Origin of the sequence: Facklamia hominis CCUG 36813 (assembly GCF_000301035.1) — a bacterium.
Taxonomy (GTDB): Bacteria; Bacillota; Bacilli; order Lactobacillales; family Aerococcaceae; genus Facklamia; species Facklamia hominis.
Genome location: NZ_JH932292.1, coordinates 687,257 through 711,087 on the forward strand (window position 1 = coordinate 687,257; position 23,831 = coordinate 711,087).

Annotated in this window: 23 protein-coding genes; 5 read left to right on the plus strand and 18 right to left on the minus strand. The window is 40.9% G+C overall.

Features of this window, described 5'->3' with window-relative positions; all coding sequences use genetic code 11:
* The first annotated feature begins 122 nt into the window (after positions 1-122).
* Together HMPREF9706_RS02960 and HMPREF9706_RS02965 are read left to right on the plus strand one after the other, a co-directional pair.
* On the plus strand, positions 123-1,268 hold the full coding sequence (locus HMPREF9706_RS02960; RefSeq protein WP_006907889.1) for an aminotransferase class V-fold PLP-dependent enzyme: 1,146 nt from the start codon (positions 123-125) through the stop codon (positions 1,266-1,268).
* A gap of 151 nt (positions 1,269-1,419) precedes the next feature.
* Positions 1,420-2,475, plus strand: a complete 1,056-nt coding sequence (locus HMPREF9706_RS02965) for a selenium metabolism-associated LysR family transcriptional regulator (RefSeq protein ID WP_006907890.1) — start codon at positions 1,420-1,422, stop codon at positions 2,473-2,475.
* Positions 2,476-2,644: 169 nt separating this feature from the next.
* On the opposite strand, the gene HMPREF9706_RS09340 is transcribed toward HMPREF9706_RS02965, so the two are convergent.
* From HMPREF9706_RS09340 to zapA, 16 genes are all read right to left on the minus strand, one after another.
* On the minus strand, positions 2,645-2,779 hold the full coding sequence (locus HMPREF9706_RS09340) for a hypothetical protein (RefSeq protein ID WP_256388685.1): 135 nt from the start codon (positions 2,777-2,779) through the stop codon (positions 2,645-2,647).
* A gap of 7 nt (positions 2,780-2,786) precedes the next feature.
* Entirely contained in the window at positions 2,787-3,791 is a 1,005-nt protein-coding gene (gene ccpA / locus HMPREF9706_RS02970; protein WP_006907891.1) for a catabolite control protein A, read from the minus strand.
* A gap of 225 nt (positions 3,792-4,016) precedes the next feature.
* Positions 4,017-4,520 (minus strand): YtxH domain-containing protein, encoded by a 504-nt coding sequence (locus HMPREF9706_RS02975; RefSeq protein WP_006907892.1) that lies wholly within the window; start codon positions 4,518-4,520, stop codon positions 4,017-4,019.
* Position 4,521: 1 nt separating this feature from the next.
* Positions 4,522-5,109, minus strand: a complete 588-nt coding sequence (locus HMPREF9706_RS02980) for a DUF948 domain-containing protein (protein ID WP_006907893.1) — start codon at positions 5,107-5,109, stop codon at positions 4,522-4,524.
* A gap of 83 nt (positions 5,110-5,192) precedes the next feature.
* Positions 5,193-5,711 carry a cyclic-di-AMP-binding protein CbpB gene (gene cbpB, locus HMPREF9706_RS02985; protein WP_006907894.1) on the minus strand — a complete coding sequence of 173 codons (519 nt, stop codon included), beginning with the start codon at positions 5,709-5,711 and terminating at the stop codon, positions 5,193-5,195.
* The gene (locus HMPREF9706_RS02990) at positions 5,704-6,240 is read right to left on the minus strand and encodes a metallophosphoesterase family protein (protein WP_006907895.1); all 537 of its coding nucleotides are present in this window, start codon (positions 6,238-6,240) and stop codon (positions 5,704-5,706) included. Before HMPREF9706_RS02990 ends, cbpB begins: the two co-directional genes overlap by 8 nt.
* Complete coding sequence (locus HMPREF9706_RS02995; protein ID WP_006907896.1) at positions 6,237-6,845, minus strand: XTP/dITP diphosphatase; 609 nt, start codon at positions 6,843-6,845, stop codon at positions 6,237-6,239. Before HMPREF9706_RS02995 ends, HMPREF9706_RS02990 begins: the two co-directional genes overlap by 4 nt.
* Positions 6,826-7,668 (minus strand): glutamate racemase, encoded by an 843-nt coding sequence (gene racE / locus HMPREF9706_RS03000; RefSeq protein ID WP_006907897.1) that lies wholly within the window; start codon positions 7,666-7,668, stop codon positions 6,826-6,828. Before racE ends, HMPREF9706_RS02995 begins: the two co-directional genes overlap by 20 nt.
* Before the next feature lie 1,163 nt (positions 7,669-8,831).
* Positions 8,832-10,181: an ABC transporter permease gene (locus HMPREF9706_RS03005; protein WP_006907898.1), complete on the minus strand. Its 1,350-nt coding sequence runs from the start codon at positions 10,179-10,181 to the stop codon at positions 8,832-8,834.
* Complete coding sequence (locus HMPREF9706_RS03010; RefSeq protein ID WP_006907899.1) at positions 10,174-11,082, minus strand: ABC transporter ATP-binding protein; 909 nt, start codon at positions 11,080-11,082, stop codon at positions 10,174-10,176. Before HMPREF9706_RS03010 ends, HMPREF9706_RS03005 begins: the two co-directional genes overlap by 8 nt.
* Positions 11,083-11,105: 23 nt before the next feature.
* Positions 11,106-12,866, minus strand: coding sequence for a hypothetical protein (locus tag HMPREF9706_RS03015; RefSeq protein ID WP_006907900.1), 1,761 nt, complete (start codon positions 12,864-12,866; stop codon positions 11,106-11,108).
* A gap of 317 nt (positions 12,867-13,183) precedes the next feature.
* Positions 13,184-14,293, minus strand: a complete 1,110-nt coding sequence (gene ald / locus HMPREF9706_RS03020; protein WP_006907901.1) for an alanine dehydrogenase — start codon at positions 14,291-14,293, stop codon at positions 13,184-13,186.
* Positions 14,294-14,466: 173 nt separating this feature from the next.
* Positions 14,467-14,778, minus strand: coding sequence for a thioredoxin (trxA, locus tag HMPREF9706_RS03025; RefSeq protein WP_006907902.1), 312 nt, complete (start codon positions 14,776-14,778; stop codon positions 14,467-14,469).
* A 70-nt stretch (positions 14,779-14,848) separates the two neighbouring features.
* Positions 14,849-17,203 (minus strand): endonuclease MutS2, encoded by a 2,355-nt coding sequence (locus HMPREF9706_RS03030; RefSeq protein ID WP_006907903.1) that lies wholly within the window; start codon positions 17,201-17,203, stop codon positions 14,849-14,851.
* 16 nt (positions 17,204-17,219) lie between these two features.
* Positions 17,220-17,756 carry a CvpA family protein gene (locus tag HMPREF9706_RS03035; RefSeq protein ID WP_006907904.1) on the minus strand — a complete coding sequence of 179 codons (537 nt, stop codon included), beginning with the start codon at positions 17,754-17,756 and terminating at the stop codon, positions 17,220-17,222.
* Positions 17,757-17,767: 11 nt separating this feature from the next.
* Complete coding sequence (gene zapA / locus HMPREF9706_RS03040) at positions 17,768-18,040, minus strand: cell division protein ZapA (RefSeq protein WP_006907905.1); 273 nt, start codon at positions 18,038-18,040, stop codon at positions 17,768-17,770.
* A gap of 129 nt (positions 18,041-18,169) precedes the next feature.
* Here zapA and rnhC point away from each other — a divergent pair, with 129 nt between their 5' ends.
* A complete protein-coding gene (rnhC, locus tag HMPREF9706_RS03045; protein ID WP_006907906.1) occupies positions 18,170-19,120 on the plus strand; it encodes a ribonuclease HIII in 951 nt (316 codons plus the stop codon).
* A gap of 606 nt (positions 19,121-19,726) precedes the next feature.
* On the opposite strand, the gene HMPREF9706_RS03050 is transcribed toward rnhC, so the two are convergent.
* Both HMPREF9706_RS03050 and HMPREF9706_RS03055 read right to left on the minus strand, forming a co-directional pair.
* A complete protein-coding gene (locus HMPREF9706_RS03050) occupies positions 19,727-20,425 on the minus strand; it encodes a DUF554 domain-containing protein (protein ID WP_006907907.1) in 699 nt (232 codons plus the stop codon).
* 15 nt (positions 20,426-20,440) lie between these two features.
* Positions 20,441-21,697 carry an AI-2E family transporter gene (locus tag HMPREF9706_RS03055; protein ID WP_006907908.1) on the minus strand — a complete coding sequence of 419 codons (1,257 nt, stop codon included), beginning with the start codon at positions 21,695-21,697 and terminating at the stop codon, positions 20,441-20,443.
* A gap of 118 nt (positions 21,698-21,815) precedes the next feature.
* On the opposite strand from HMPREF9706_RS03055, the gene HMPREF9706_RS03060 reads away from it, so the two are divergent.
* Positions 21,816-22,886, plus strand: a complete 1,071-nt coding sequence (locus HMPREF9706_RS03060; protein ID WP_006907909.1) for a lactonase family protein — start codon at positions 21,816-21,818, stop codon at positions 22,884-22,886.
* Positions 22,879-23,829, plus strand: a complete 951-nt coding sequence (locus tag HMPREF9706_RS03065; protein ID WP_006907910.1) for an FAD:protein FMN transferase — start codon at positions 22,879-22,881, stop codon at positions 23,827-23,829. The genes HMPREF9706_RS03060 and HMPREF9706_RS03065 overlap by 8 nt, the downstream gene beginning before the upstream one ends.
* The last annotated feature ends 2 nt before the right edge of the window (positions 23,830-23,831 follow it).

Consider the following 23,831-nt stretch of genomic DNA (forward strand, 5'->3'; position numbering starts at 1 on the left):
ATAGTACTCTCAAAAAGTTATTTATTAAAAAACCTGATAAATGTACCTGCATAAAAGCACAACTTTTTTTAAAATAACAGTATAATAGAAGCTAAGAACGCTTAATAAAGGAGCTAAAAAATATGATCTATCTAGATAATGCGGCTACTTCCTTGAAGAAGCCCCAAGCCGTCATCGATGCTGTCGTTGACGCCCTAAATCACGCTGGAAACGCCGGACGTGGTTCGAGTGAATCGGCACTTGCAGCAACTCGTACTATCTTCCAGACAAGGCTTCAACTTAGCCAACTCATCAACAATCCCGACCCACACGGGATTTCCTTTACTCATAATGCGACTGACAGCTTGAACACTGTGATTCGCGGGCTCTTTCAAGCAGGTGACCATGTCATTACCACTGTAATGGAACACAATTCAGTCTTGCGTCCGCTCTATGATCTCATGGATCAAGGACTGGAAGTGACCTTCTTAGATAGGGGACCTCAAGGACATATTGAAGCTTCCGCTGTTCAAGCAGCCATTCGTCCCAATACAAAGGCGATGGTCTTAACCCATGCCTCCAATGTCACAGGTGATATCAACCCGATTAAATCCATTGCCCAAGTCCTCCATCAGGCTGGTTGCCTTTGTATCGTAGATGCATCACAAACGATGGGTGCCATTCCAATCGATGTACAAGATCTTGGGATTGATGTGCTCTGCTTTACAGGACATAAGAGCCTGCTAGGTCCTCAAGGAACGGGGGGCATTTATCGTCAGAGTCAAGTAGCCATTCGTCCCCTTAAATCAGGTGGTACGGGTGTCGATACTTTCAACCACCATCAACCGGATGAATACCCCACTCATTTAGAAGCAGGTACCCTGAATAGTCACGGCCTAGCCGGACTCAAAGCTGGGGTGGACTATCTGTTAGACTACGGTGTCGACCGCATCCAAAAGGAAGAACGGGCACTCTTAGACTATTTTCACCAAGCAGTCCAGACTATTCCTGGTATACGTATCTATGGGCATTTTGATTCCCAGATTGCCCGCTGCCCGATCTTATCGCTTAATATAGCGGACTTGGATTCCGCCTTAGTCAGTGAAGAATTGATCGATCGAGCCGAAATTATGACCCGGGCTGGAGGACATTGTGCTCCCTTGATGCACCAAGTCTTAAAGACCAAAGAACAGGGCGTCGTTCGCTTTTCCCTATCTCACTATACAAGCCGCGAAGACCTTGACCAAGCTGTTCAGTGCCTCAAGGACATTCAGGCAGAATTTTGCTAAGATGAATGGGGAAATCTGCTCATTTATAGAAATATTAAATAAATAGATTTTAAGTCTACACTTTCATAAAAAGACTGTTAAAATAAGCAAGGAGACCTATATTTTCATGATGAGGGATTCTAAAAATACGCATAGAAAGAAATGATTCACCATGGAATTAAAACAAATAAAAACCTTTATAACGATTGTTGAGTGGGGCAGCTTCTCAGAAGCCGCTAACCAGCTTTACCTCTCCCAACCGACCGTCTCCCTACATATTAAGCAATTAGAAAATGAATTAGGGATTGAACTGATCGGGCGTACAACCAAGAGTCATGAACTGACTCCTCATGGCGAAAAGTTCTACGAATACGCCAAATCCATTATGCAGATGGCCTATAATATTGAGAATACCTTCTCCCAGAAGAATAACCATAAATTCACGATTGGCGCCTCCTCAATTGCTGCGTCCTATATTCTTCCACAACTAATCTCGGCCTTTTCCCGCAAGTATCCTGATAATGAGATCACCCTCTTTCAAAGCGATACCATCAAAGTCATCAATGACATTGCGCTTGGCTCATTGAATCTTGGGATTGTGGGCTCTCAATCCATGAATAATAATTTGAAGTTTGAACGGATTTTTCAGGATAAGCTTGTTATCGCAACAGCCTATAATGACCATTTTTTAGCCCTACAAGCTAGCAATCCATCCATCCAAGAATTACTAAGACATCCTTTTATCTCACGGGAAGATGGATCTGGAACGCTCAAAGAATCCGCCATGTTACTTCGTGAAATGAAGATCGACCCCCTTAAACTTGATAAGGTGCTAGAAGTAAACAATAATGAAGCCATTAAGCAATTTATCAAGTTAGGAACCGGCATTTCCATTATTTCAGAGTTAGCCGTCATCAACGAGGTCAAAAATAAGGAAATTTTAACCTTTCCAATTGACCATAAGTTATCTAATCGTGATTTCTACTTGGTCCACCGCAAAAATTCACATTTAACGGATGCTAGTCGGCATTTCGTCGAATTCGTCCGCAAGATCGACCTCAATAATCTGAACTTTGATATTTCAATAGATGAGGAAGATGAAGATGACGAAGATGAGCCGTTAAACAAAGATAAAACTAAAAAGAAAAAAACTAAAAACTCAAGCAAGAGCCGTGATTTTCACCGTATGGTAAAACCGAAAAGAATTCATCGTAAAATTAATGATTAGTCTTTTAAAAAACGATCGCCACTAAGGGCAATCGTTTTTTTATTTGAAGGTAACCAAAAATAGAAAACCATAATGCCTGATCCATCGACTATCATTAACTCCTTGGGCTTGTATAAATCAAAAAAGCCACCCAAACGGGTAGCTTTATGTCAAGAATTACTTATTTTGCTTATAATCGATGGTCTACTGAAGAAAACTCTGTTTCACGGATGTTTTGAATCAGCGAATAAGCCTGAATCAATAATAAGCCTAATGAGAAGCAATATTTCAAGCGTCTAATTGTTTTACTTTCCTGTTTTGCCATAAGTCACCTAATTCTTAGTCGATTCACGGTGAATGAACTTATGAGGTAGAACAATTTGACGGCTATCGATCTCTTCATCATTCATGATTTTAGTCAATAGACGCATAGCCACTGCCCCCACATCATAAAGCGGGTACTGAATACTTGATAACTGAGGACGGGCATACCGTGTTAATACCGTATTATCCATGGTAATTACTTGGAATTCTTCAGGTACTTTAACGCCTTGATCGGTCAAGGCATTTAAGATCGCAATGGCAATATCATCGCGGGTGACCACGACGCCATTCGCCTTAGCAGCACGTAGTTGATCCACAATAATATCTCCCTCATGATCATTAAAATTACTTTGAATGATCAAATCATCATCCACTTCAATACCGTGCTTAGATAAAGCAGACTTATATCCCGGAATCCGGTGAACTTTATTGACATAATAACGCTGAGCATCTGTCACAATCGCTGGACGATCGCCACCTGTATCGATTAAGCTTTCGGTCATCTCTTCGACCGCTTTTCGAATATCGATCGAAACTGTATAAAGATTCGGATCTTCACAGACCGTTCCCGCAACCACTACCGGTGTGCGTGTTGAACGGATTAACTGTCTCATTTCATTTTCAACCGTAAAGCCCATAAAGATAATGCCATCCACCTGCTTAGCCAATAAATTATTGAAGACATTCATCTCTTTATCCACACTCTCGTCAGCATTGGCTAAGATGATATCATATTTATACATAGCAGCAATGTCATCAATCCCTCTAGCTAAAGCTGAGAAGAAAACATTGGTAATATTGGGAATAATCACTCCAACAGTCGTTGTTTTTTTAGAAGCTAAACCTCTTGCCACTGCATTAGGGCGATAATCCAAACGTTCAATAACTTCTGATACTTTCTTGCGAGTGCTAGGCTTAACATTGGGGTTGCCGTTTACGACCCGCGATACTGTTGCCATTGATACCCCTGCTTCACGGGCAACATCATAAATTGTGATGGTTTGCTTTTCCATGACTCCCCTTCTTTCCTTATTCCTACCAATAAATTTACCATGTTTTATCTAAAAGTGCAAGCGTTTTCTGATGAATAACTTAACTTTTTCAATCATTTTTCATAATAAATCAGCAAAAAAGCCCCTTATGTGATCTAAATCTAAGCAGAAATGTGATATTCTTCACACTCCATTAGCATCACATAAGGGTCAAAATTTAGGTCGATTACTTTTACATTTAATTAATTATTTTGTTAAGTCGTCCTTAACATCTTTAGCGTCCGCTTTTAGGTCTTTCGCTTCTGCTTTCACACGGTCTTTAGTTGCTGAAGCTCGGTCTGCTAACTTATCCCCTTCATCTTCAAGATCATCTTTTAAATCTTTAGCTGCTTTTTTGGCATCGTCTTTGAATTTGTCAAAATCTGAGTCCGCTTCATTCTTCGCTTGATTGAAATTCTTAGCCGCTTCATCTTTAAAGTCAACAGCCTTTTCTTTAAATTTTTCGGCAGAATCCTTTAAGTTAACCTTAATATCTTCAGCTTGTTCTGAGGCCGCATCATACATTTCAACACCACGTTCTACAGCATAATCTGTATAGTCATTTGCCCGATCTAACCAGTAGTCCATTTCATCACTTAGGTCTTCACGCAATTCACGACCTGACTTAGGTGCACAGAGTAAAGCTGCTACGCCACCCAACGCTGCACCAAAGATTGCCCCTAATAAAAAGCTTCCATTATTCTTACTCATATTAATCATTCTCCTTTGTTAAATTAATTTCTCCCGCTGTGGTCGAGGGAAGTTGATCCGTAAATTCTGCCAAACTTGACCGATGTTCCACTAAATGATCCGTTGAATCCACTTCTTTTAAAGGGGAACTTGACGGCTCAGTTTCTTTATTAGGAGAAGCGCCACGTCCTTTTTTACTCAAGGAATGCGCTGCTCTAGCAAAACGTCCTAGCGTAGAGGGCTTCTTCTTACGATTTAATCCGCCTCCTACCCCTGATACCAAGTTCGATGTCATCTTCTTGGTAGAGTCATTCAACTCAGAGACAGATGTTCCAACATCCCCAATAGCTTGAAAAAGCGGATCTGTTTTACCGAGCTTACCGTTTAGATCATCCACCAAGTGATTGGTTTTATTCAATAAACCCTCTACCTCAATCGACAAATTGTCCACGTCCTTGGTTACAATATCCAAGGTCGCATTCACCCGGGTCACTGTATCCTTGGCTTGATCTAATAAGCCAGAAAGCTTGCTCAAGCTCATACACAGAAAAACCACCAAAACAGCAAATGCGATAGCTACAATCACAAGAGCGATTTGACCGATTGTCACTTTTCACACTCCTCACTATCAATTTACTAAGTTAAATATACCACTTTCTTCAAGATTACTCAAATGCAAAGGCTTCCCGAATCTTAATCTTTTGGGATCGTCTTTAGCGGTTCATCCAATGAAGGAAGATCTTCTTGATTCTTAAGCCAATCATTAAGCAGATTGCTATGAAGAAAGGCGTTAATTCGTTTTAGGAGGGCATTACGGGTAATAATCCCAATAAATCCCTGCTGGTCCTTTGAATCCACCACACACAAAAAGTTATTGGTCATCAACTTATGAAGAATGGTCTCTAAATTATCCTGCAAAGTCACATACTCCGCTTGGCGAAGTTCAATTTGATTGAGGGTTAGCTGCTCAATCATCTTAAAATCGATCTGATCCGTCGTGATCGAAGCTTGAATAATCTGGTTCGTTGACACCAACCCACAAATCTTCCCTTCTTTATTAACGACTGGAATCATTGTATAAGCCACTTGAGTCAAGACTAAAAGCGCATGATATAAGCTATTAAAATCAAACACATAAGCCACATTTTCAGCAGGGATCATTAAGTCTTTCACTTGATCCATAATAAGGCTTTGAATCTTTTTATCAATCATCACTTACTCCTTCACTAAAATCTAACATACAAGTTAGTTGGGGCAACTCCTGACCATCGTAACGATAGAAATGAATCATCGCTTGCTTGGAATCAATCTCCGCCAGTGCAAAAGTTCGTTCAGCGACTGGGCCTCTAGATTGGGCCAAGGATCCCGGATTGACTAGGAGGATGCCTTCTTCTATTCGAGCATAGAGCTTATGGGTATGCCCATGGAAAACCATCCGTGCCCCTAAGGTCTGAGCATCTTCAATGAGATGATATTTATGATGATTCACTTGGTGGCGATGACCATGGACGACTAAGATCCGTCCTTGATCAGTATCTAGTAATGACTGACTAGGATAAGCTGGATCAAAGTCCATATTCCCCGCAACATAAGCGTCCACCTCTTGCCAGATAGGATCCTCGGCTTTAAATTCTGAGTCACCACAGTGACAAATATAGTCCACTTCCGGTCTAAATTGATCTACTAATGAATGAACCAATTCATAATGACCATGATTATCAGATAGAATCAATACCTTCATGCTCTGACACCTTCTAACCAAGCCGCAAACTCCTTAAACAACGCACTTACTGCTCTTGAACGATGAGAAACTTGGTTTTTTTCTTGAGCAGACATCTGGGCAAAGGTTTTTTCACTTTCTGGATAATAAAAAAGAGAATCATAGCCAAAACCATGATCACCCAACTCTTCATAGGTAATCATTCCATCCGCTCTTCCATGAACCACTAAGGAAGGATGATTAGGATAGGCAACAACAATACAGGTCATAAAATATGCCTGGCGATCTTTACCTTCGTAAGGCACCATTTCATTTAAGAGTTTATCACGATTGGCTTGATCACTCTTAACAGCTAAACCTGCATAGCGTGCTGAATAGACTCCTGGAGCTCCCTTTAAGACAGGTACACATAAACCTGAATCATCCGATAGCACCAAGCAATGGAGCCTTTCTGCAATGGTCTCCGCCTTTAAACGGGCATTGGCTTCAAACGTCGTCCCCGTCTCCTCCACTTCTGGAATATCTGGATAATCCAAAAGGGAGGTAATCTGTAAATCAAAGGGAGCAAATAATTCTTTAAATTCTTGGACTTTTCCTGGGTTATGACTAGCGATCAACAACTTCATAGATCTGACCTCCTTGAATGGTGCAGGATTGAATCTGTATGGTTTGATCCTTCAACCAAGTTCGCGCCACTTGGCTAAAAACTTGAGGATCTCCGGTTGTGTAATAAGCTTGTTGGGCGGCTAAGCGTTTATTATCAGCCACTGTTCGACTCAACTTGAAATAATCTAAAAGTGTGGATACCTGGTTAATGGTCTCCACCCCGGAGTCAATCAAAGCTACCTGAGGACCTGCCACTTTTTGAATGCTTTCATAGAGATGAGGATAATGGGTACACCCTAATACCAAACTATCAATCCCTAGTTCTAAAAGAGGCTGCAGGGTTTCTTGGATATGATCTTCCAAGTCTTGCCCCTTTAAAGTCCCCTTCTCAACTACATCTACAAAGGTAGGACAAGCTAAACTATCGACTTGTACTTGATTGGATTTTTCGTGAATTTTATTCGGATAGGCCTGGCTTTCAATGGTTGCGGGTGTTGCAATCACGCCAATATGATTATTCTGTGTCACCCGAATGGCTGCTCGACTCCCAGCATCAATCACACCAACCACTGGAATGGAAAGATCGTGCTTCAAGTCAGCTAAGGCAGCCGCTGTGCCTGTATTGCAGGCGATAACCAACATTTTTATTCCTTTAGTTAAGAGAAAGTCGGTCAATTGATAGATGAATTCTTTAACCTGGGATAGAGAGCGAACGCCGTAAGGGCAGCGCGCATTATCCCCAAGGTAGATGATCGATTCATTGGGGAGTTGTTTTAGACTTTGTTTAACGACGGTTAATCCTCCAAAACCAGAATCGATAAAACCGATGGGCAAATCTCGCATAATATAACCTCACATTCATCCTTTATTTTAACATATTTCCTGACTATTAAGCGACTTTAATGCGGGAAGATTTTTAAAGGGCAGATAATCCTTAGATCCTGCAAGTTTTTGGGTTTTCTTGTATACCCATTTAAAAATTTATTTCAAAAAATCAACTCTTCCCTCTGCTGTAGCAGACCGCCTAGAGTCCCCTTTAGATAAGAAAGTAAGGGCCTTTTCACTGGCTGATAAAAATTTAATCCAATCCCACAACTGTGGTGGGCCGCCAGGAGCCTTCTAAGGAAGTCTCCTTGGCTCAGCTGGCTACTCAAAGCCTAAGCGCTAAAGCGCCAAAGCTTTGATGTGCGTCAGCTGTCCTTTGACCACGGCTGTGGGATTGTTTATTTTTATCGCCTGTTTTAAGGCTATAGCTTAACTACTTGATAGACGGCATAACTGAATGATTATAAAAAGTCAATTCTGAGGCATTTTTATAAATATATAAAATGAATAGTACCCAGTTTAATAAATTGGATAAATCTTTCATTATATTAATAATCTAAGATTAAGGTGTAAATTTTAAGGCTAGCTTTTATAAAATACAACATCAAATGAAATTATATATAATTTTCATTTTAAAAAAATTGATATATATATTCATTCATCAATGATACTCATTTTAATAAAGTATTTTTTTGGATTATAGAAACTGATTATCTTTAATAGGTTATTTCTATTCTCACAAAAACGATTAGCCTAATCTTAATTCTAATCTGAAAATTTGTGAAAAAAAGAACCCTTCCTCTGCCATGGCATTTGGACAAGGGGCACACATCAAAGGCTTGGCGCTTTAGCGCCTAGCCTTTGAGTAGCCCCTTGAGCCGGCGAGACTCTGAAAGAGGCTCTAGGCGGTCCGCCACAGCAGAAAAAAGAGTTCAGTTTTTGAAATAAATTTTCGGATTTGAAAATTACAACCTATTGGATTTAATTTTATCAGCCAGTAGAAAGGCTTATAACTCTACCATTATTAATCCCTTAAGCTAGTGAGACTATGAAAGAAGCTCTAGACAGTCTAGCACAGCAAAGAGAAATGGTCAGTTTTTAAGATTAAATCTTTAGATTCGAACTTCATATTTCTAATATCATGGTTATAATTATCAACCCATAAAATAGAATCTTAACCTTTATTCCTTCACGCGCTTTTCATTGCGCCAAATCGAAATCGATTGTTTGAGTGTTCCAATCAATCCCTTGTCAGAATATACCAGGGTATTCGACTTGTAGAACACCGATGAAATCCATAAACAGAGTATCAAAAAGATCCCAATCGTTCCAATGGCTCCCCAAATCGCTCCCGTTGAAACAGTATCGGTTGCAATTCGGAAAGGCATGATAAATGGTGAAAAGAGTGGAATAAAAGAGCTAATTTTTACAATGCTTGAATTCGGAGAGTTTAAGGCATACATGGCAATGTAAAAGCCAGCAACCCCAATTAAACTAATTGGCGAGATCATCTTATTCACATCTTCCACCCGGGAAACTAAAGATCCCAGGAAGGCGGCAATGACCAAGTAAACAAAGACTCCAAGTAGGGCAAACAACATGGAATAAGTAATCATCGGCTTAATACTTGAAATGAAAGGCCCAATTAGGTTATTGATATCCACTGACTCTCCTGAAACAGCCCCCAGTTCAGTCTGGATATTCGTAAGCACCGCTGACTGACCAAATTGTCCAGCTAGGAATAATCCCACTACATAATAGACCAAACCAGTTAAAACCATATAGATGAAAATCTGTGTCAAGATCACTAGGAAAATCCCTAACAACTTGCCAAAGAAATGAGCCATCGGAGAGATGGATGACAAGACGATCTCCATAATCCGTGAACCTTTTTCAGCCGCAATCTCTTGAGACACCATGGTCACATAGGCCATGATGAACATGAAGACAATGATACTCGTTAAGTAAGCAAAGCCTAACTTAGCAAATTGAATCGGGTCATCCTTAGAGATTTCTTCCACATTTCCAGCCTTATCCTTAGAAAGATTAATGGTCTCTAAATGGACTTGCGTATCTTGAATTTGTTGCATGGCTGATTGATCAAGATCCAATCGTTGAATGGTTGCCTGCAGGTTTATATCCGATAAGATCTTCTCAAATTGGCCCGTGGCAATATTCTTTCCATCATTCAATTGGTAGAATTTTGCGGATAAACGCCCCTCTGATTCCTGGGTGACAAGATAGCCATCCAATTCCTTGTCTTCCAATTCTTTGCGTGCCTGGTCTTGTGATAAATCAAATTGATAGTAATTATCATCGTCAATGGCTTTAATGGCTGTAATTAACTCTGAATTATCGGACACAATACCGATTTCTCCAACTGAAGAAGTCGATTGATCCTTATAGATAAAGAAGGCAATTGCTGCAATCACCAAGCCCATAATTATCGGCCCAAAAATCATCCAGAAAAAAGCCCAGGATTTGATATTCTTACGATAAACCTCTCTTGCAACTAACCACATTTTATCCATGAATAAACTCCCCCGCTTTCTGTTTAAAGATTTCTTCTAAGGTCGGTGGTTGCTGAGCAAATTGACGAATATATTTGCCTTTAGTAATTTGATCAAATAAGGCAGGCCCATAGGATTCATCCGCCAAATAGAGGGTAAAGTGCTCAGGTTGAGTTTCAAGGACTTGCTTGACTCCCTCGAGTTGGCTCAAGCTTTCTTTCGTCCACTGATCACTTTCCACGTAGAGCTTGGTACGCCCAAAACTATTTCGAACCTCATTGACATTGCCATATAAGACCTGATTACCGTTGACAATCATGGTTAATTTGTCACATATTTCCGACACATTATTCATATTGTGACTTGAGAAAATAATGGACGAACCTCCGGCTTTTAATTCTAGAATACCTTGCTTGAGAAGATCTGCATTCACCGGGTCCAAGCCTGAAAATGGCTCGTCTAAGATCACCAATTTCGGCCGATGAATCAAGGTTGAAATCAACTGCACCTTCTGCTGGTTCCCCTTAGATAGGGTGTTAATTTTATCCTTGCGTTGACCCTTAACGGCAAATTTTTCCATCCATTCGTCAATCTGATCAAGAATCTCTTTATGCTTCATACCACGAAGACTCGCAAAATAAACAATCTGGTCCTCGATGGTCATCTTTTCATATAATCCCCGCTCTTCAGGCAGATAACCCACAAGGTTATAAATTCCCTTTCCAATCACTTGATTATCCCAAAGGACTTGTCCCCCTTTTTCTGGAGTTAAAAAATCAAGAATCATTCGAAAAACAGTTGTCTTTCCCGATCCATTGGGCCCAATAAATCCCATTATGGTACCCGGCTCAATGGTAAAAGATACATCATTAACGGCTTGAACCGATCCAAAGGACTTGGATAAGTGTTTTACTTCTAGCATCGTATTTTCCTTTCTATCTTTAACTATTCGACCAACGGGTCCTCAGAACTTGGCGAAACTTCTTTTGAGGCCTCTTCAACCACTTGAGGACTAGCTTTCTTACCAAATCGTTCGCTTAGATCCATCGATTGGACCTGACCTTGGCCATCCACTTGGAAGCGAACGGGATCTCCTGATTCTACAAAAGGTAAGTAAGGATTGAGACTGATATCCGCTTGATAGACCTGTCCATCAACCATGAAGTAATAAATCGTTTGTCCCTCTTTAACGACTGCTTGAATTTGGTCGAGATCAGCCTTAATCTCTTTAAGGTCTGCAAGATTAGCCGCTTTAACATCAATCGTATGATCTTGAGCGTATTGACTAATAAGTTGCTTCATTGAATTGGCGACATAAACATTCTGATAGTTCTGAACATCTACTAAGGCATAGCTCTTAATTAAGCCTGATGAATCTTTCAAGGTCAATATATACATTGGGCGACCCTGAAGGTTAATCAATAATGGGAAAGTCGCCTTGTAGCCTTTCTCCTGAACAGATCCTTCGGCCGATTCCATGGCTGACAGTTCTTCTGCTGCAGATAGAGGATACATCTTCGCTTCCTTAGTCCGTAGATTCACTAAGACGAATCCAATATTCGATTCATCCGCCGAAACGGAAGTCACCCCCGTATACAGATAAAGATCATCTTGCATTGGTAGGTAGTTATAACCTTCTGAAGGACGCGTCACGCCCTCTTTAGCAAAGAGGTTATTCCAGAATCCCTTATGGTACTTTCCATTCAACTCCAATTGATGCATGACAAGATCTGCACCGTAGACCCGATCAACCCAATCTGGAACCTGATCAATCTTATAATAATGGTCTTCCCCTGTCATGGCATTAACAATGATTAAGCCACGTGGTTCAGGCTCTCTTAAGAAAAAGTTGCGACCATAGGTTGTTGCTATATAATATGGCGTGCCTTGATCATCCACTTCAAAAGAGGGTCGTTCAAACATTTTGAAAGGATATTTAAAGCGTAGATGCCGTAAGATATACCGATTAAAATGATCCGCATAGGAATATTTGATCGGCTTAGAAGGGGTTTGAACTTGGACTTCGCCCGTCACATTATCCACTTGTAAATAATGTGGGATCCCCTTCCTAAAATTATTGACCCATTTAAAGAAACCGGCATACTTCAAGGGAGTCACCCGGTAGGGCTTGGCATTAATATTAATTTGTGTGTATTCTTCCGAAACTTCAAATTGCGATACTAAGTCGGTTAGTGATCCTAAACGACGATTACCTAGACGAATCGCTGTATCTCGGTCCACCAAAGGTACCTGATTCAGGTCTACTTGGGGGAAGTCTTCTTGAAAATTCACGACTTGCGGTTGCAACAAGTTGGCATAGCGCTTAGCCATAAAAAAGGGTGAGAAAACAAGATTTGAGACGATCGCCACTATTGCTAAGGTCCCTGCTAAATAAGCTAAGAGTCGAAATTTTTTTAATTGGCTAAAGCTTAAATTCATGGTCTGAAATTTATTTTTATTCCTTATTTTTTGCCAATTCTCTTGCATTTCAACCAGGCTCTCAATACCGATCACCGCTAAGGCAATCAAGCCAATAAAGAGCCAAAAGTCCATGGATGCATAGTGAAAGGCAGGTAGCGCCATATAGTAATACAGTCCAGCTAAAATCACTAGGGCAAGGTATAAATAACGAATTTTAAAACTTGAACGCTTAAGTCGATTGAGCATTGACTCTGAGCCATTCGGGGTCACATCTTTGAGTGACATAACATCGCCTCCTTATTAAATGTATCATCCCATAAAGTGAAGCCCGCACCTTGACTAGCCTCTATCATTAATAGGATTGCCTTTGAGAGTGTGTGTAAAAGGTCTCATTTTAACACAAACATTGTTTTCAAAGGTTTAATTATATTATATTCAATTTCTTATAAATTGTAAAACGTGCTTTGACCTTTCGCTAACTAAATATTTACCCTTTCCTCATAAACTACTATTATCATTTTAAGGGCTTATCCAAGCTTTGACATGATCAATTTCTGCAAAAACCGGTAACGACAATGATCTTCACCGGTCTAATCTGTCTTTTATTGGAGACAATCCATTAAAGGCGTAAATTCTCTATCTTGCGATTGCGCTACTGCCTTAGAAGTCAAATAACCCCGATAGGTATTGATTCCAGTCGCAATGGTTTCATTTTGGCGAGCAGCTTCTTCAATACCCAGTTCAGCCATTTGCTTAGCATAATAAAAGCTCGCATTGGTTAAGGCAAGGGTAGATGTTCGTGGAACAGCTCCAGGCATATTCGCCACCGCATAATGAATCACTCCATGCTTAGTATAAGTAGGAGCTTGGTGGCTCGTTGGATGAGTCGTTTCAAAGTTACCCCCTTGGTCGACAGCAATATCAATGAGGACAGATCCTGGGCGCATCTCCTTGATGGTTGATTCTTTGACTAACATCGGAGCTCGTCGACCGGCTAACAGCACCGAGCCAATCACCAGATCCGAATCGGTCACAGCTCGTTCAATATTGATCGCATTAGACATTAAGGTTTGAACACCATTACCTAGGATATTTTCGATTTCTGCCAAGCGTTGTGGATTAATATCAATAATCGTCACATTGGCTCCCAAGCCGTAGGCTAATTTAGCCGCATTGAAGCCAACCACACCTCCACCAATAACCGTTACATTCGCCCGTTTTACCCCGGGTACCCCTCCTAAAAGAATACCAGGACCACCATTGACCTTTTCTAAAAGACCCGCTCCAATTTGGACGGCCATCCGACCTGCCACCTCGGACATAGGCGTTAACAAGGGAAGAAGGTGTCCTAATTCCATGGTCTCATAGGCTACTCCAATGACTCCTTTTTCCAGTAGAGTCTGTGTCAATTCATATTCTGGCGCTAAGTGAAGGTAGGTGAATAGAATCAACCCCTTATAGAAATATTGGTATTCACTCGGAAGCGGTTCTTTCACCTTAACCACCATTTGAGCTTGCCAGACTTGAGCGGGATCTAAGCAGATCGACGCTCCGGCTTGACGGTAATCTTCATCCATGAAGCCAGACCCATCTCCAGCATGGCTTTCAACAAGAACTTGATGTCCCATCTGACAAAGTTCTTGAACATTGGCAGGAGTTAGCCCCACCCGTGCTTCATTTTCTTTCAATTCTTTAACGAGACCTATTTTCATAATTTTCTCCTTTTGTTTAGCTAATTATCATAAATTATGCGCTTTTTACCTTAAAATGTCAAAATAAAAGAGATAGGGTTTGAGGTGACCCTACCTCTTTGAATAGCGAGTCCTTCTTAGGCATGCTAAAATTTTATTGAAAGATCCTTAAAAATTAACAAGGTCCTATATGATTAGAGATGGCCTTGTAAAACTTTTTCTAAACGGGCTTTATCATGAAAGCCAACCAGTTTTTCGACAACTTGACCCTCTTTTTTAACAATCATGGTTGGAATCGACATAATGCCAAATTCTGAAGCGACCTTTGTTTCTTCATCAACATTCATCTTGAAGAATTCGACTTGTCCTTCCATTTCTTCAGCGAGTTGATCCACAACGGGTGATTGCATTCGACAAGGACCGCACCAAGGAGCCCAAAAATCAACCAAGACCAACCCTTCGTTTGTTTCCGTATTGAATTCATTATCTGTAATAGATTTTACCATGTCATTCGCTCCCTTCCTATATGTTTAATTATAGTACACTTACTTGATAAAAAAATTATTATGCTCACCGCTACTTGAAATAGACTTGAGTTGAACCATTTCCACCAGCATTGGCCGGAGAATATTCAAAGTGGTCAACTTGGGGATGCTTCTCCAGAGCCTTTTGGACCCCTGATCTGAGTGCTCCTGTCCCCTTTCCATGAATAATGGTCACCATCGGATGGTTGGATAAGAGAGCTTGATCCAGGTATTGAGTGAGTCGCTTCATCGCCAAATCATACCGTTCACCTCGTAAGTCGAGTGTCGTTTTAACCTTAGAACCCGCCTGACGGTGAAGATTGATTTTTTCCTTACGGTCAACTTTCGTCAACAACTTCAAGTCGGCTTCTGAGAATGTCATCTTTAGGATGCCCATTTGGACTAAATATTGTTCCTTATCAATGGCTACAATAGTCCCCCTTTGACTATAGGGTAGCACTTCGACATCATCGCCCACTTTAAGACGACGTTGATTTTTTGCCTTTTTTAAGACTTTATTTTTTCGCAAATCCTCAGCTTGTTTTAAATGATCCAAAGCCGATTTTTTATCAATTAAGACAGACTCTTTAATAGTGTGATTCTGTCCTTGAACCAGTTGAAGATCGCGGATTTCTTGCAAGATCGCTTCGGCTTGCTTTTGCGTCTCGGCAACTTTCTCATTGGCTTGGCGCTTAGCTTTTTCAATGAGGTCGGCTTTTTGATGGAGATAACGGTCGTATTCGGTTCTTAGATCCGCTAATAGACTAGCCGACTGATCCAATAGGTCCTGAGCTTGCTGATTTTTGGTCGAAGCTTCGCGTCGTTCACGTTCTAACTTGGCCACCATCTCATTCAGTGAATGACTGTCCTGGGAAATTCCCTGCTTGGCTTGATCTAGAATACTCGGATCCAAGCCTAAGCGACGCGATATCTCTAAAGCGTTAGATCGTCCGGGAACTCCAATCATCAGATGATAAGTCGGTGACAAGCTGTCCACATCGAATTCCATGGCAGCGTTAATCGTTTTGGGAGTCTTATGGCCATAAACCTTAAGTTCTGGGTAATGGGTTGTCGCAAGAATAACGGCTCCAATCTTGCGCAGATGATCTAGGATAGCCATTGCCAAGGCGGCACCTTCTTGAGGATCTGTTCCAGAACCTAACTCATCAAACAGAATCAAGGACTGATAAGTCGCCGACTCAATAATAGATACGATATTTGTCATATGACTAGAGAAGGTCGATAAGTTCTGCTCAATCGACTGTTCATCCCCGATATCTGCAAAGATTTGGTCAAAAACTCCTAATTGACTGCCTTCTTGACAGGGAACCTGAAGACCCGCCTGCCCCATTAATTGAATGAGTCCAATCGTCTTCAGGACAATCGTCTTTCCCCCGGTATTTGGGCCGGTAATGAGCATCACACGATAAGTCTCACCAATCAAAATATCATTAGCGACAACTTGATCAGGGTCTACTAAGGGATGACGAGCCTGCCATAGCGCCACTTGATTCTCCTTCGAAAACTGTGGCGTCGTTGCTTGAAGCTCTTTACCATATTCTGCCTTCGCTTGGATAAAATCCAATTGACCGATCACCGTTTGATTCCCTTTTAAAGCATCCAGATAAGGAATGAGCTCCAAACTGATCTCATAGAGTAATCGCTCAATCTCGGCCTTTTCTTGGGAATAAAGACTGGACAATCGATTATTGAGATCAATCACTGCTTGTGGTTCCACATAAATCGTTTGACCGGTAGCGGACTGGTCATGAATGTTCCCTGCTAACTGCCCTCTAAAGTCTGCTTTAACCGGCAAAACATAGCGATCATTACGAATAGTAATAAGGGCATCGGAGAGAATGTTGGCTTTTGACTTCAGCAACTGATTCAATTGCGTCCGAATTTGGTTCTCGGTTTGTCCTTGTTGACGGCGGATCCGAGCCAGTTCGCTCGAGGCGGACGATAAAACGGTGCCATCCTCACTGACTGTTTGATCAATCCGCAACTGCACCTGTGATAAGACAGTGCACTGATCTGCCCAGAAGGATAAGGCGGGATAAATCCGATCCTCTTCGGCTTCTTGATCAAAAAAATGCTTAACTTGGCTAACCGTTGATAGTAATTGGCCAATCTGTGCCAATTCTCGACCATTCAAGCTAGCTTCAATCTCCAATCGCTTAAAAGCCATGCCTAATTCTTCCAAACGTGGAATCGGAATCGACTTACCTTGATCCTGAATTTGACGAGCCTGACTCACTTCTTCCTGCCAACGACGAATCTGTTCCAAGTCACCACTTGGATGCAAATTCAAAACCCTATTTTTAGCCATTTGAGTTCGAGTGAGGCCTGCTAGATGGTGAGTAATTTTTGGAAAATCCAATTTATTTAGACTGCGTTCTTGAATCATAGACTCCCCCTTCCTCCTAAACTAAACCTAAATGACGGACATAATCAGCTAACAATGGTGTAGCATCCACTATCCAAAAAAGCAAAGGATGATTAACAAACTGCTGTTGGATAAACTCGATTGGCATTAAGGATAGCAAGAATAACACCATGAAAACAATAAAATAAGCTACTAAAAAATTAATCGCCCCACCTAGCAAACGATTAACGATATTTAAAACACTGTAGTAGGACAATTTGGTTAAAAAACTCGACATGAGATTCGTTAACAACCAACCAATCAACCAAATTAATAGAAAGGTCAAGCAACGATAGAAAATCTGATCCACAAAAAAGCTTTCCGCTTCAGAATACAAGGCTAGATTAGTATCTGCACGAACGGCTGGAAAGGGAATGAACATTTCTAACCAATGACTGAGCGGTTGAAAATAAAAATTTGCCAAGACAAAACTGATTAGATAGCCAATCAACCGCACTGCTTGCATAACCAAACCCCTACGATAACCGGCATAAAAAGCTAAGGCTAATATAATGATCACCAACAATGAAAACATGCCCATCCTCCTTATGAATCTTGCTTAAGAGTCTCTGATTGAAGCCCTAAGGCTTCCTCCAATTGATAAATTCGCTTTTCCTTAATAATTTGATCCGACAAAGCGTTGACCGCCATCAAAATCGCCCGATCCTCAACACTCAAGCTAGGATCCAATAATTCTAATTGATCTAACTGCTGATTGACTAAAGATATCACCGCATCCATATGAGCAGGTGTTTGTTTGGCTAAAATGGTATATTCTTTACCCCCAATTCGGGCTTTATAACGCATTTGCTCTTGCATAAGCAACTCCCTTTTATCGATTAGATTCATAGGCATAGTTTACCAAAAGTTCAGGCAACTTGCACCTTTTGCCCGACTCACTTATGATACTTATGAACAAATTAATGAATAATTTAAAGGAGATAAACGATGTCATCTATCACCCTAAAAATGACTGCTGAAGCGATCCAATCCCTAGCGGATCACTATCCACAAGCCAAGATAGAGAAGGTTCCACACGCCTACTACCGCCTACGCATCAACGGTACTATCATCACTGCCTATCATTCCGGAAAGGTCCTCTTCCAAGGCAGTCGTGCCGAAGAAGAGGCTCATAAATGGCAAAGTAGCGACCAGATTGAAAGCTCTCATCTGAAAAAAAGCCCCCCTTCCAAACCAAAACCAACCAACCATTATCAAGGTCTTAATCTGATTGGCTCTGATGAAGTGGGAAATGGTTCCTATTTCGGGGCACTCACAGTCTGTGCTGTTTATCTAAATCAAACCCAAATCCAAACTTTAAAAGACTTAGGTATTCAAGATTCGAAAAATTTAACTGATGCCAAGATCCAATCACTCTCTCGTCAAATCCAGGACCAAGTTTGTTTCCATCTAACGATCATTAATCCCAACAAATATAACCAATTAACACAAAATTACAATGCCAATGCAATTAAGGCGATCGCTCATAATTATACCCTGAACGCTTGCTATCAAAAACTATCGACAAAAGATCAAGCAGATCTGGACGGAGCCTTAATTGATCAATTTACGCCCGAAAGAAATTATTACCAACATCTCGAAAAACAAGGACAATCCATCTATCCAGGTAAGACCTTTTTTGCTAAAAAAGCAGAATCGCTGCATCTGAGTGTGGCCTGTGCTTCGATTATTGCTCGCGATTATTTTTTACAATCCTTGGAGAAGTTGGGCGCCCCATACAACTGTGTGCTTCCTTCGGGGGCTAGCCAATCAGTCGACCAAATGGCCGCCCAATTAATTAGGGATTATGGACCCGAAGCGCTTGAAAAAACAGCCAAATTGCATTTTGCCAATACTCAAAAAGCTCTAAGATTAGCCGGTCAGTCATTAAAGAAATGAGTCTCATTGACGATTGAATATACTTAACCTCTCTCTTTTAAAGAGTGAAAACGATATAAATAATTCTATTTGTTAGGGTAGTTTATAAAAGCTAGCCTTAATTTGACAATCCTGATCTTAAATTTTTAAGATAATAAAAGATTTATCCAATTTATTAAACTGGGTACTATTCATTTTAGATATTTATAAGAATTCCTCAGAATTGACTTTCTTTAATCATACGGTTATGCCATCTATCAAGTAATTAAGCGATATCCTTAAAACAAGCGATAAAAATAAACCAATCCCACAGCCGTGGTCAAAGGACAGCTGGCGCACATCATAGTCTTGGCGCTTTAGCGCTTAGGCTTTGAGTGGCCAGCTGAGCCAAGGAGACTTCCTGAGAAGGCTCCTGGCGGTCCACCACAGTTGTGGGATTGGATTTAATTTTTATCAGCCAGTAAAAGGTCTTAGCCTCCCCACCTAAAGTAATTCTATTGAAAACTCTGGTTAGTCTGCCACAACAGATGGAGAAGTCAGTTTTGGAGTCAATTTTCTGATTGACATGCAACAGCCTATAGGATTGATTTTTATAATCGATCCGTTAAAGTCATAATCTGCTTATACTTACATTAAAAAGCTTAGTAGATAAATAAAAACTGGCGGCAGCAACATAGCTGGAATATGATTCAATACCTTGAAATTGGTCACGTTCATGATATTCAATGCCAATGCAATCAATAAGAGCGAACCTACAGATACAATTTCCGTAACAACCGCTTCTGATAGAATGGGAGCTAACACCTGGGCCATTAACATGATGCATCCTTCAACAATCACTACTGGGATTGAAGAAAAAGCCACACCCACCCCTAATGAGGAAGCTAATAATAGCGCAGTGATTCCGTCCAAAATAGACTTCGTATAAAGCGTTGTATTATCCCCTTGAAGCCCAGCTTGCAGGGAACCTAAGATTGCCATGGATCCGATACAGAAGATCATCACCGCTGATATAAAGGCCTGTCCAAATTGATTATCCCCTGGCCCCTTCTTTGGACCAACGAACTTAAGCTCCAAAAAATGAATACCGTTGGTAACCGCCTTATCGATATCAATGCGTTCTCCGATATATGTTCCTACAATCATGGAAAGAATCATTACCACGGTATTTTTTCCACTTATCGTTCCTTGAATTCCAATCGTTAAGATACAAAGAGCGATCCCTTGCATTAACCGTTCGTGTATTCTAGGTTCAATACCACCTCTTAACAGCAAGCCTACCATACTAAACACAATTATCACGAGTCCATTGATTAACACACCCATTACTAAGCTCCTCTCTTAGTTATCAAGTTGATCATCTGTCACCGATTCTTTTTGGGAATCTGGTTTAAATTGACCAGTTTCCTCTTCCAACGTCCTTTTTGAGTCATATTTTTGCGAATCTTTGATATCGTCATCTTTATATAAGGACGAACGGTCGCGATAAATTTGATAAAGCTCTGTAAAAACAACTTTAATCACCGCAAAAGCAGGTACTCCTAAGATCACTCCCGTTAAACCAAACAAACGGCCAGCTCCTAAGAGAACCAGAAGAATCGTTACAGGATGAATTTTCAAATTAGATCCCAGGATATGTGGTTGCACTAAACGCCCTTCAATAAAGTTCTCAATAGCTAAGACCATCACGACTTTTATAAACATAAAAGGTGAAACGGTTAGGCCGATAATCAAGGCCGGCACCGCTGCCAAGATCGATCCAATATAAGGCACCACATTTAATACCATGGCTAAAAGCCCGAGTGTAATCGAATAATCTAATCCAATCACCGAAAAACCAAATGCAAACATTAAACCGACAACGATCGCAACCAGGATCTGTCCTCGAATATAACGTCCGACTTGATAATGCGATTGGTAAATGATCGTTTTAACGGTCGATCGATATTTATTCGGCACAAAATAAAGAATAGTTGGAATTAAGTGGTAGCCTTCTAAGAGCATATAATAGAGCAAGACCGGTATCGTTACTAAGCCTGCTACCACCGTTGAGACAGTTCCTAGAACGTTAGTTAAACCACCAAAGGTCGTTGATACCAAGGGCTGAACATCCTGAATAAAACGATTAATATCCAACTGATCGAGCTGGTGGGCCAGACTCGGGTAAGTCGTCTCTAAGTCCGGCAGGAGCGGATTTCTCTCTAAAATGCTGTTCAGCGAATGAAGGTAGCTAGGTAAGTTGTCCATAAAGGACCGAGTCTGTGATTGAACAATCGGTACTAAAGTCGCTACCCCCCAAATAGCCAAGAGAATAACACTTACATAGATCAACCAGATCGCCAAATGGCGGTTCATACCACGTCTTGATAATTTAACCACAATCGGCGAAAATAGATAATAGAAAATCCCCGTTGCTACAAAAGGAAAAGCAAAAAATTGAAAAAAGATCCATACTGGTTCAAAAAGATAGGCGATCTTAGTAAAAACAAACAAAACTAAGAGAACCAATAAAAGCATTAATAAATTCATAAATAATCGATTCTCTACGATCGGCCTTTTCCAAGGGGTCTTGGATTGGGTGTGTTGTTTTGAATTCATAGGGCACCCCTTCTTATAAATTTAATCAATCTCATTCTAACATAAGTGGGGATGAAGAGTCGATTTGAAAACCGTTAGAAAATGCTAAAGTCACCGTCATCATTTTTAGGAGGTAAACATGGAAAACTTCATTCTTGGCGGATACACCCGTCTAACCAACAAAGGAATTTCTCAGTTAACTATTCTTGATTTTTCAAAAAATACGACTCATAGCCGGCGTCAGATTGCCGAGTTAAATAGTCCCACCTATCTCTGCCTGTCACAGGATGGAAGATTCCTCTTCTCAATCATTAAAGATCAGCCTCTAAGCGGCGTAATCGCCTATCAACGCCAGACTGATGGCAGCTTTCAAGAAGTCGACCGATGCTTAACCAGCCAAGTCTCAGCTTGTCATATCTGTTACCGGGAAGCTTCACGGAGTCTCTATCTTTCAAATTATCATCTAGGCACCCTCGATCACTATCATTTTGATGATCAATGCCAACTGCACCATCGCCAAACCCTAAACCACCATAAAAGATCCCTACTCCCAGCGCAAGATCAATCACGTATCCACTGCGCTAGTTTAAGTAGCGATCAAAATTGGCTCTACGTCTGTAATCTCGGTGGTGATGAAATCTTATCCTATCGCATCGATTCTCTGGGCGACTTAACTCTTAAACAACATCTATCCACTCCAGCTGGCAGTGGTCCCCGTCATTTAGTGATTCATCATAACGGGAAATGGGGATACTTGGTTAATGAGTTAGCCAATACAACCGCATTCCTAAGAATCCAACTCGACGGACAACTTGAATGGGTCGACTCCTATCCAAATATCCTGATTAGTGAGAAAGTAAATCAACAAGAAGCTAGCGGTGCCGCCATCAAATTAAGCCAAGATGGACGTTTTTTATATGTGTCCTCGCGATTTATCAACCAAATTACCGTTTATGCAGTAAATCAAAGAACCGGCCAGTTGAAGTGTATTCAAACCATCCCTAGCCATGGTCAAATTCCGAGGGATTGTTGTCTTAGTCAAACAGAAGATTATCTACTCGTTCCCCATCAAGATTCTGAGTTTTTATCTGTTTTTAAGCGTCATCCACAAAATGGAAGCTTACACTTTCTCTATTCCACCATCCCTGCACCAGAATGCGTCTGCATCATTGCCGACCCAGCTGCTTCTTTGAGGAAAAATGATGACTAGCTCATACCAAACCCTTGAATTCCTGGCTATGGCCACTCAGATCCGTTTGAGCTTAATACATCCCCAAGCAGACCAATTATTAAAGGAAAGCCAGGCCTTTCTCTTAGATCTAGCTCAACGTTTTACGGCTTTTGGTCAGTTCAGTTCTTTACAAAAAATCAATCAAGCAGCAGGACAGCATCCTGTTCAGGTTGAAGCAGATCTCTATGATTTAATTAAGATTAGCAAGAAAGCCAGCATTGATAGCCAAAGATGCTTGAATATTGCCATTGGCCCGCTTGTTAAACAATGGAAAATTGGATTTGGTGGTCAAACCAGCCCTTCACCGTCTACCCTTAAAAAATGTCTTACTTTGTTGTCTCCCCAAGACATTGAACTCAATTCAAAAGACCAATCTGTCTTCCTCAGAAAAAAAGGAATGAGTTTGGATTTAGGAGGGGTCGCTAAGGGCTATTTTGCCGATCTACTTAAAAAATACTGGATTCAAAAAGGGGTTCGATCTGGCCTCATCGATCTAGGAGGAAATCTACTCGCCTTAGCGGGAAATGTCGATCATCCGGACGGTCATTGGCACGTCGGTATCCAAGACCCTAAAAAAAATCGGGGGCAGTGGTTGATGGCACTGCCCCTCAATGATCAAAGCCTGGTGACCAGTGGGATTTATGAACGTCATTTCCTTGACCCTCAAACACATATTGAACGTCATCATATCCTCGACTCAAACACTGGCTATCCAAGCGACAGTCCTTTGGCGAGCGTCTCCGTTCTCAGTCCCCAATCACTACAGGCAGAAATATGGTCAACGAGACTATTTGTTGATTTCACCAATCAAGCCCCGCTTGCTCAAAAAGAAGGAATCGAATTTATTGCGATCACAAAAGACTCTAAGTTGCTAGTGAGTCCTGGTATCAAAACACTTTTAAAAAATACTTTATTAAAATGAAT

What these genes read in the sequence shown, in the direction of transcription:
- HMPREF9706_RS02960 (WP_006907889.1), top strand. Translation starts at nt 123, where the DNA reads ATGATCTATCTAGATAATGCGGCTACTTCCTTGAAGAAGCCCCAAGCC.
- HMPREF9706_RS02965 (WP_006907890.1), top strand. Translation starts at nt 1,420, where the DNA reads ATGGAATTAAAACAAATAAAAACCTTTATAACGATTGTTGAGTGGGGC.
- HMPREF9706_RS09340 (WP_256388685.1), bottom strand. Translation starts at nt 2,779, where the DNA reads ATGGCAAAACAGGAAAGTAAAACAATTAGACGCTTGAAATATTGCTTC.
- ccpA (WP_006907891.1), bottom strand. Translation starts at nt 3,791, where the DNA reads ATGGAAAAGCAAACCATCACAATTTATGATGTTGCCCGTGAAGCAGGG.
- HMPREF9706_RS02975 (WP_006907892.1), bottom strand. Translation starts at nt 4,520, where the DNA reads ATGAGTAAGAATAATGGAAGCTTTTTATTAGGGGCAATCTTTGGTGCA.
- cbpB (WP_006907894.1), bottom strand. Translation starts at nt 5,711, where the DNA reads ATGATTGATAAAAAGATTCAAAGCCTTATTATGGATCAAGTGAAAGAC.
- HMPREF9706_RS02990 (WP_006907895.1), bottom strand. Translation starts at nt 6,240, where the DNA reads ATGAAGGTATTGATTCTATCTGATAATCATGGTCATTATGAATTGGTT.
- HMPREF9706_RS02995 (WP_006907896.1), bottom strand. Translation starts at nt 6,845, where the DNA reads ATGAAGTTGTTGATCGCTAGTCATAACCCAGGAAAAGTCCAAGAATTT.
- racE (WP_006907897.1), bottom strand. Translation starts at nt 7,668, where the DNA reads ATGCGAGATTTGCCCATCGGTTTTATCGATTCTGGTTTTGGAGGATTA.
- HMPREF9706_RS03005 (WP_006907898.1), bottom strand. Translation starts at nt 10,181, where the DNA reads ATGGATAAAATGTGGTTAGTTGCAAGAGAGGTTTATCGTAAGAATATC.
- HMPREF9706_RS03010 (WP_006907899.1), bottom strand. Translation starts at nt 11,082, where the DNA reads ATGCTAGAAGTAAAACACTTATCCAAGTCCTTTGGATCGGTTCAAGCC.
- HMPREF9706_RS03015 (WP_006907900.1), bottom strand. Translation starts at nt 12,866, where the DNA reads ATGTCACTCAAAGATGTGACCCCGAATGGCTCAGAGTCAATGCTCAAT.
- ald (WP_006907901.1), bottom strand. Translation starts at nt 14,293, where the DNA reads ATGAAAATAGGTCTCGTTAAAGAATTGAAAGAAAATGAAGCACGGGTG.
- trxA (WP_006907902.1), bottom strand. Translation starts at nt 14,778, where the DNA reads ATGGTAAAATCTATTACAGATAATGAATTCAATACGGAAACAAACGAA.
- HMPREF9706_RS03030 (WP_006907903.1), bottom strand. Translation starts at nt 17,203, where the DNA reads ATGATTCAAGAACGCAGTCTAAATAAATTGGATTTTCCAAAAATTACT.
- HMPREF9706_RS03035 (WP_006907904.1), bottom strand. Translation starts at nt 17,756, where the DNA reads ATGTTTTCATTGTTGGTGATCATTATATTAGCCTTAGCTTTTTATGCC.
- zapA (WP_006907905.1), bottom strand. Translation starts at nt 18,040, where the DNA reads ATGCAAGAGCAAATGCGTTATAAAGCCCGAATTGGGGGTAAAGAATAT.
- rnhC (WP_006907906.1), top strand. Translation starts at nt 18,170, where the DNA reads ATGTCATCTATCACCCTAAAAATGACTGCTGAAGCGATCCAATCCCTA.
- HMPREF9706_RS03050 (WP_006907907.1), bottom strand. Translation starts at nt 20,425, where the DNA reads ATGGGTGTGTTAATCAATGGACTCGTGATAATTGTGTTTAGTATGGTA.
- HMPREF9706_RS03055 (WP_006907908.1), bottom strand. Translation starts at nt 21,697, where the DNA reads ATGAATTCAAAACAACACACCCAATCCAAGACCCCTTGGAAAAGGCCG.
- HMPREF9706_RS03060 (WP_006907909.1), top strand. Translation starts at nt 21,816, where the DNA reads ATGGAAAACTTCATTCTTGGCGGATACACCCGTCTAACCAACAAAGGA.
- HMPREF9706_RS03065 (WP_006907910.1), top strand. Translation starts at nt 22,879, where the DNA reads ATGACTAGCTCATACCAAACCCTTGAATTCCTGGCTATGGCCACTCAG.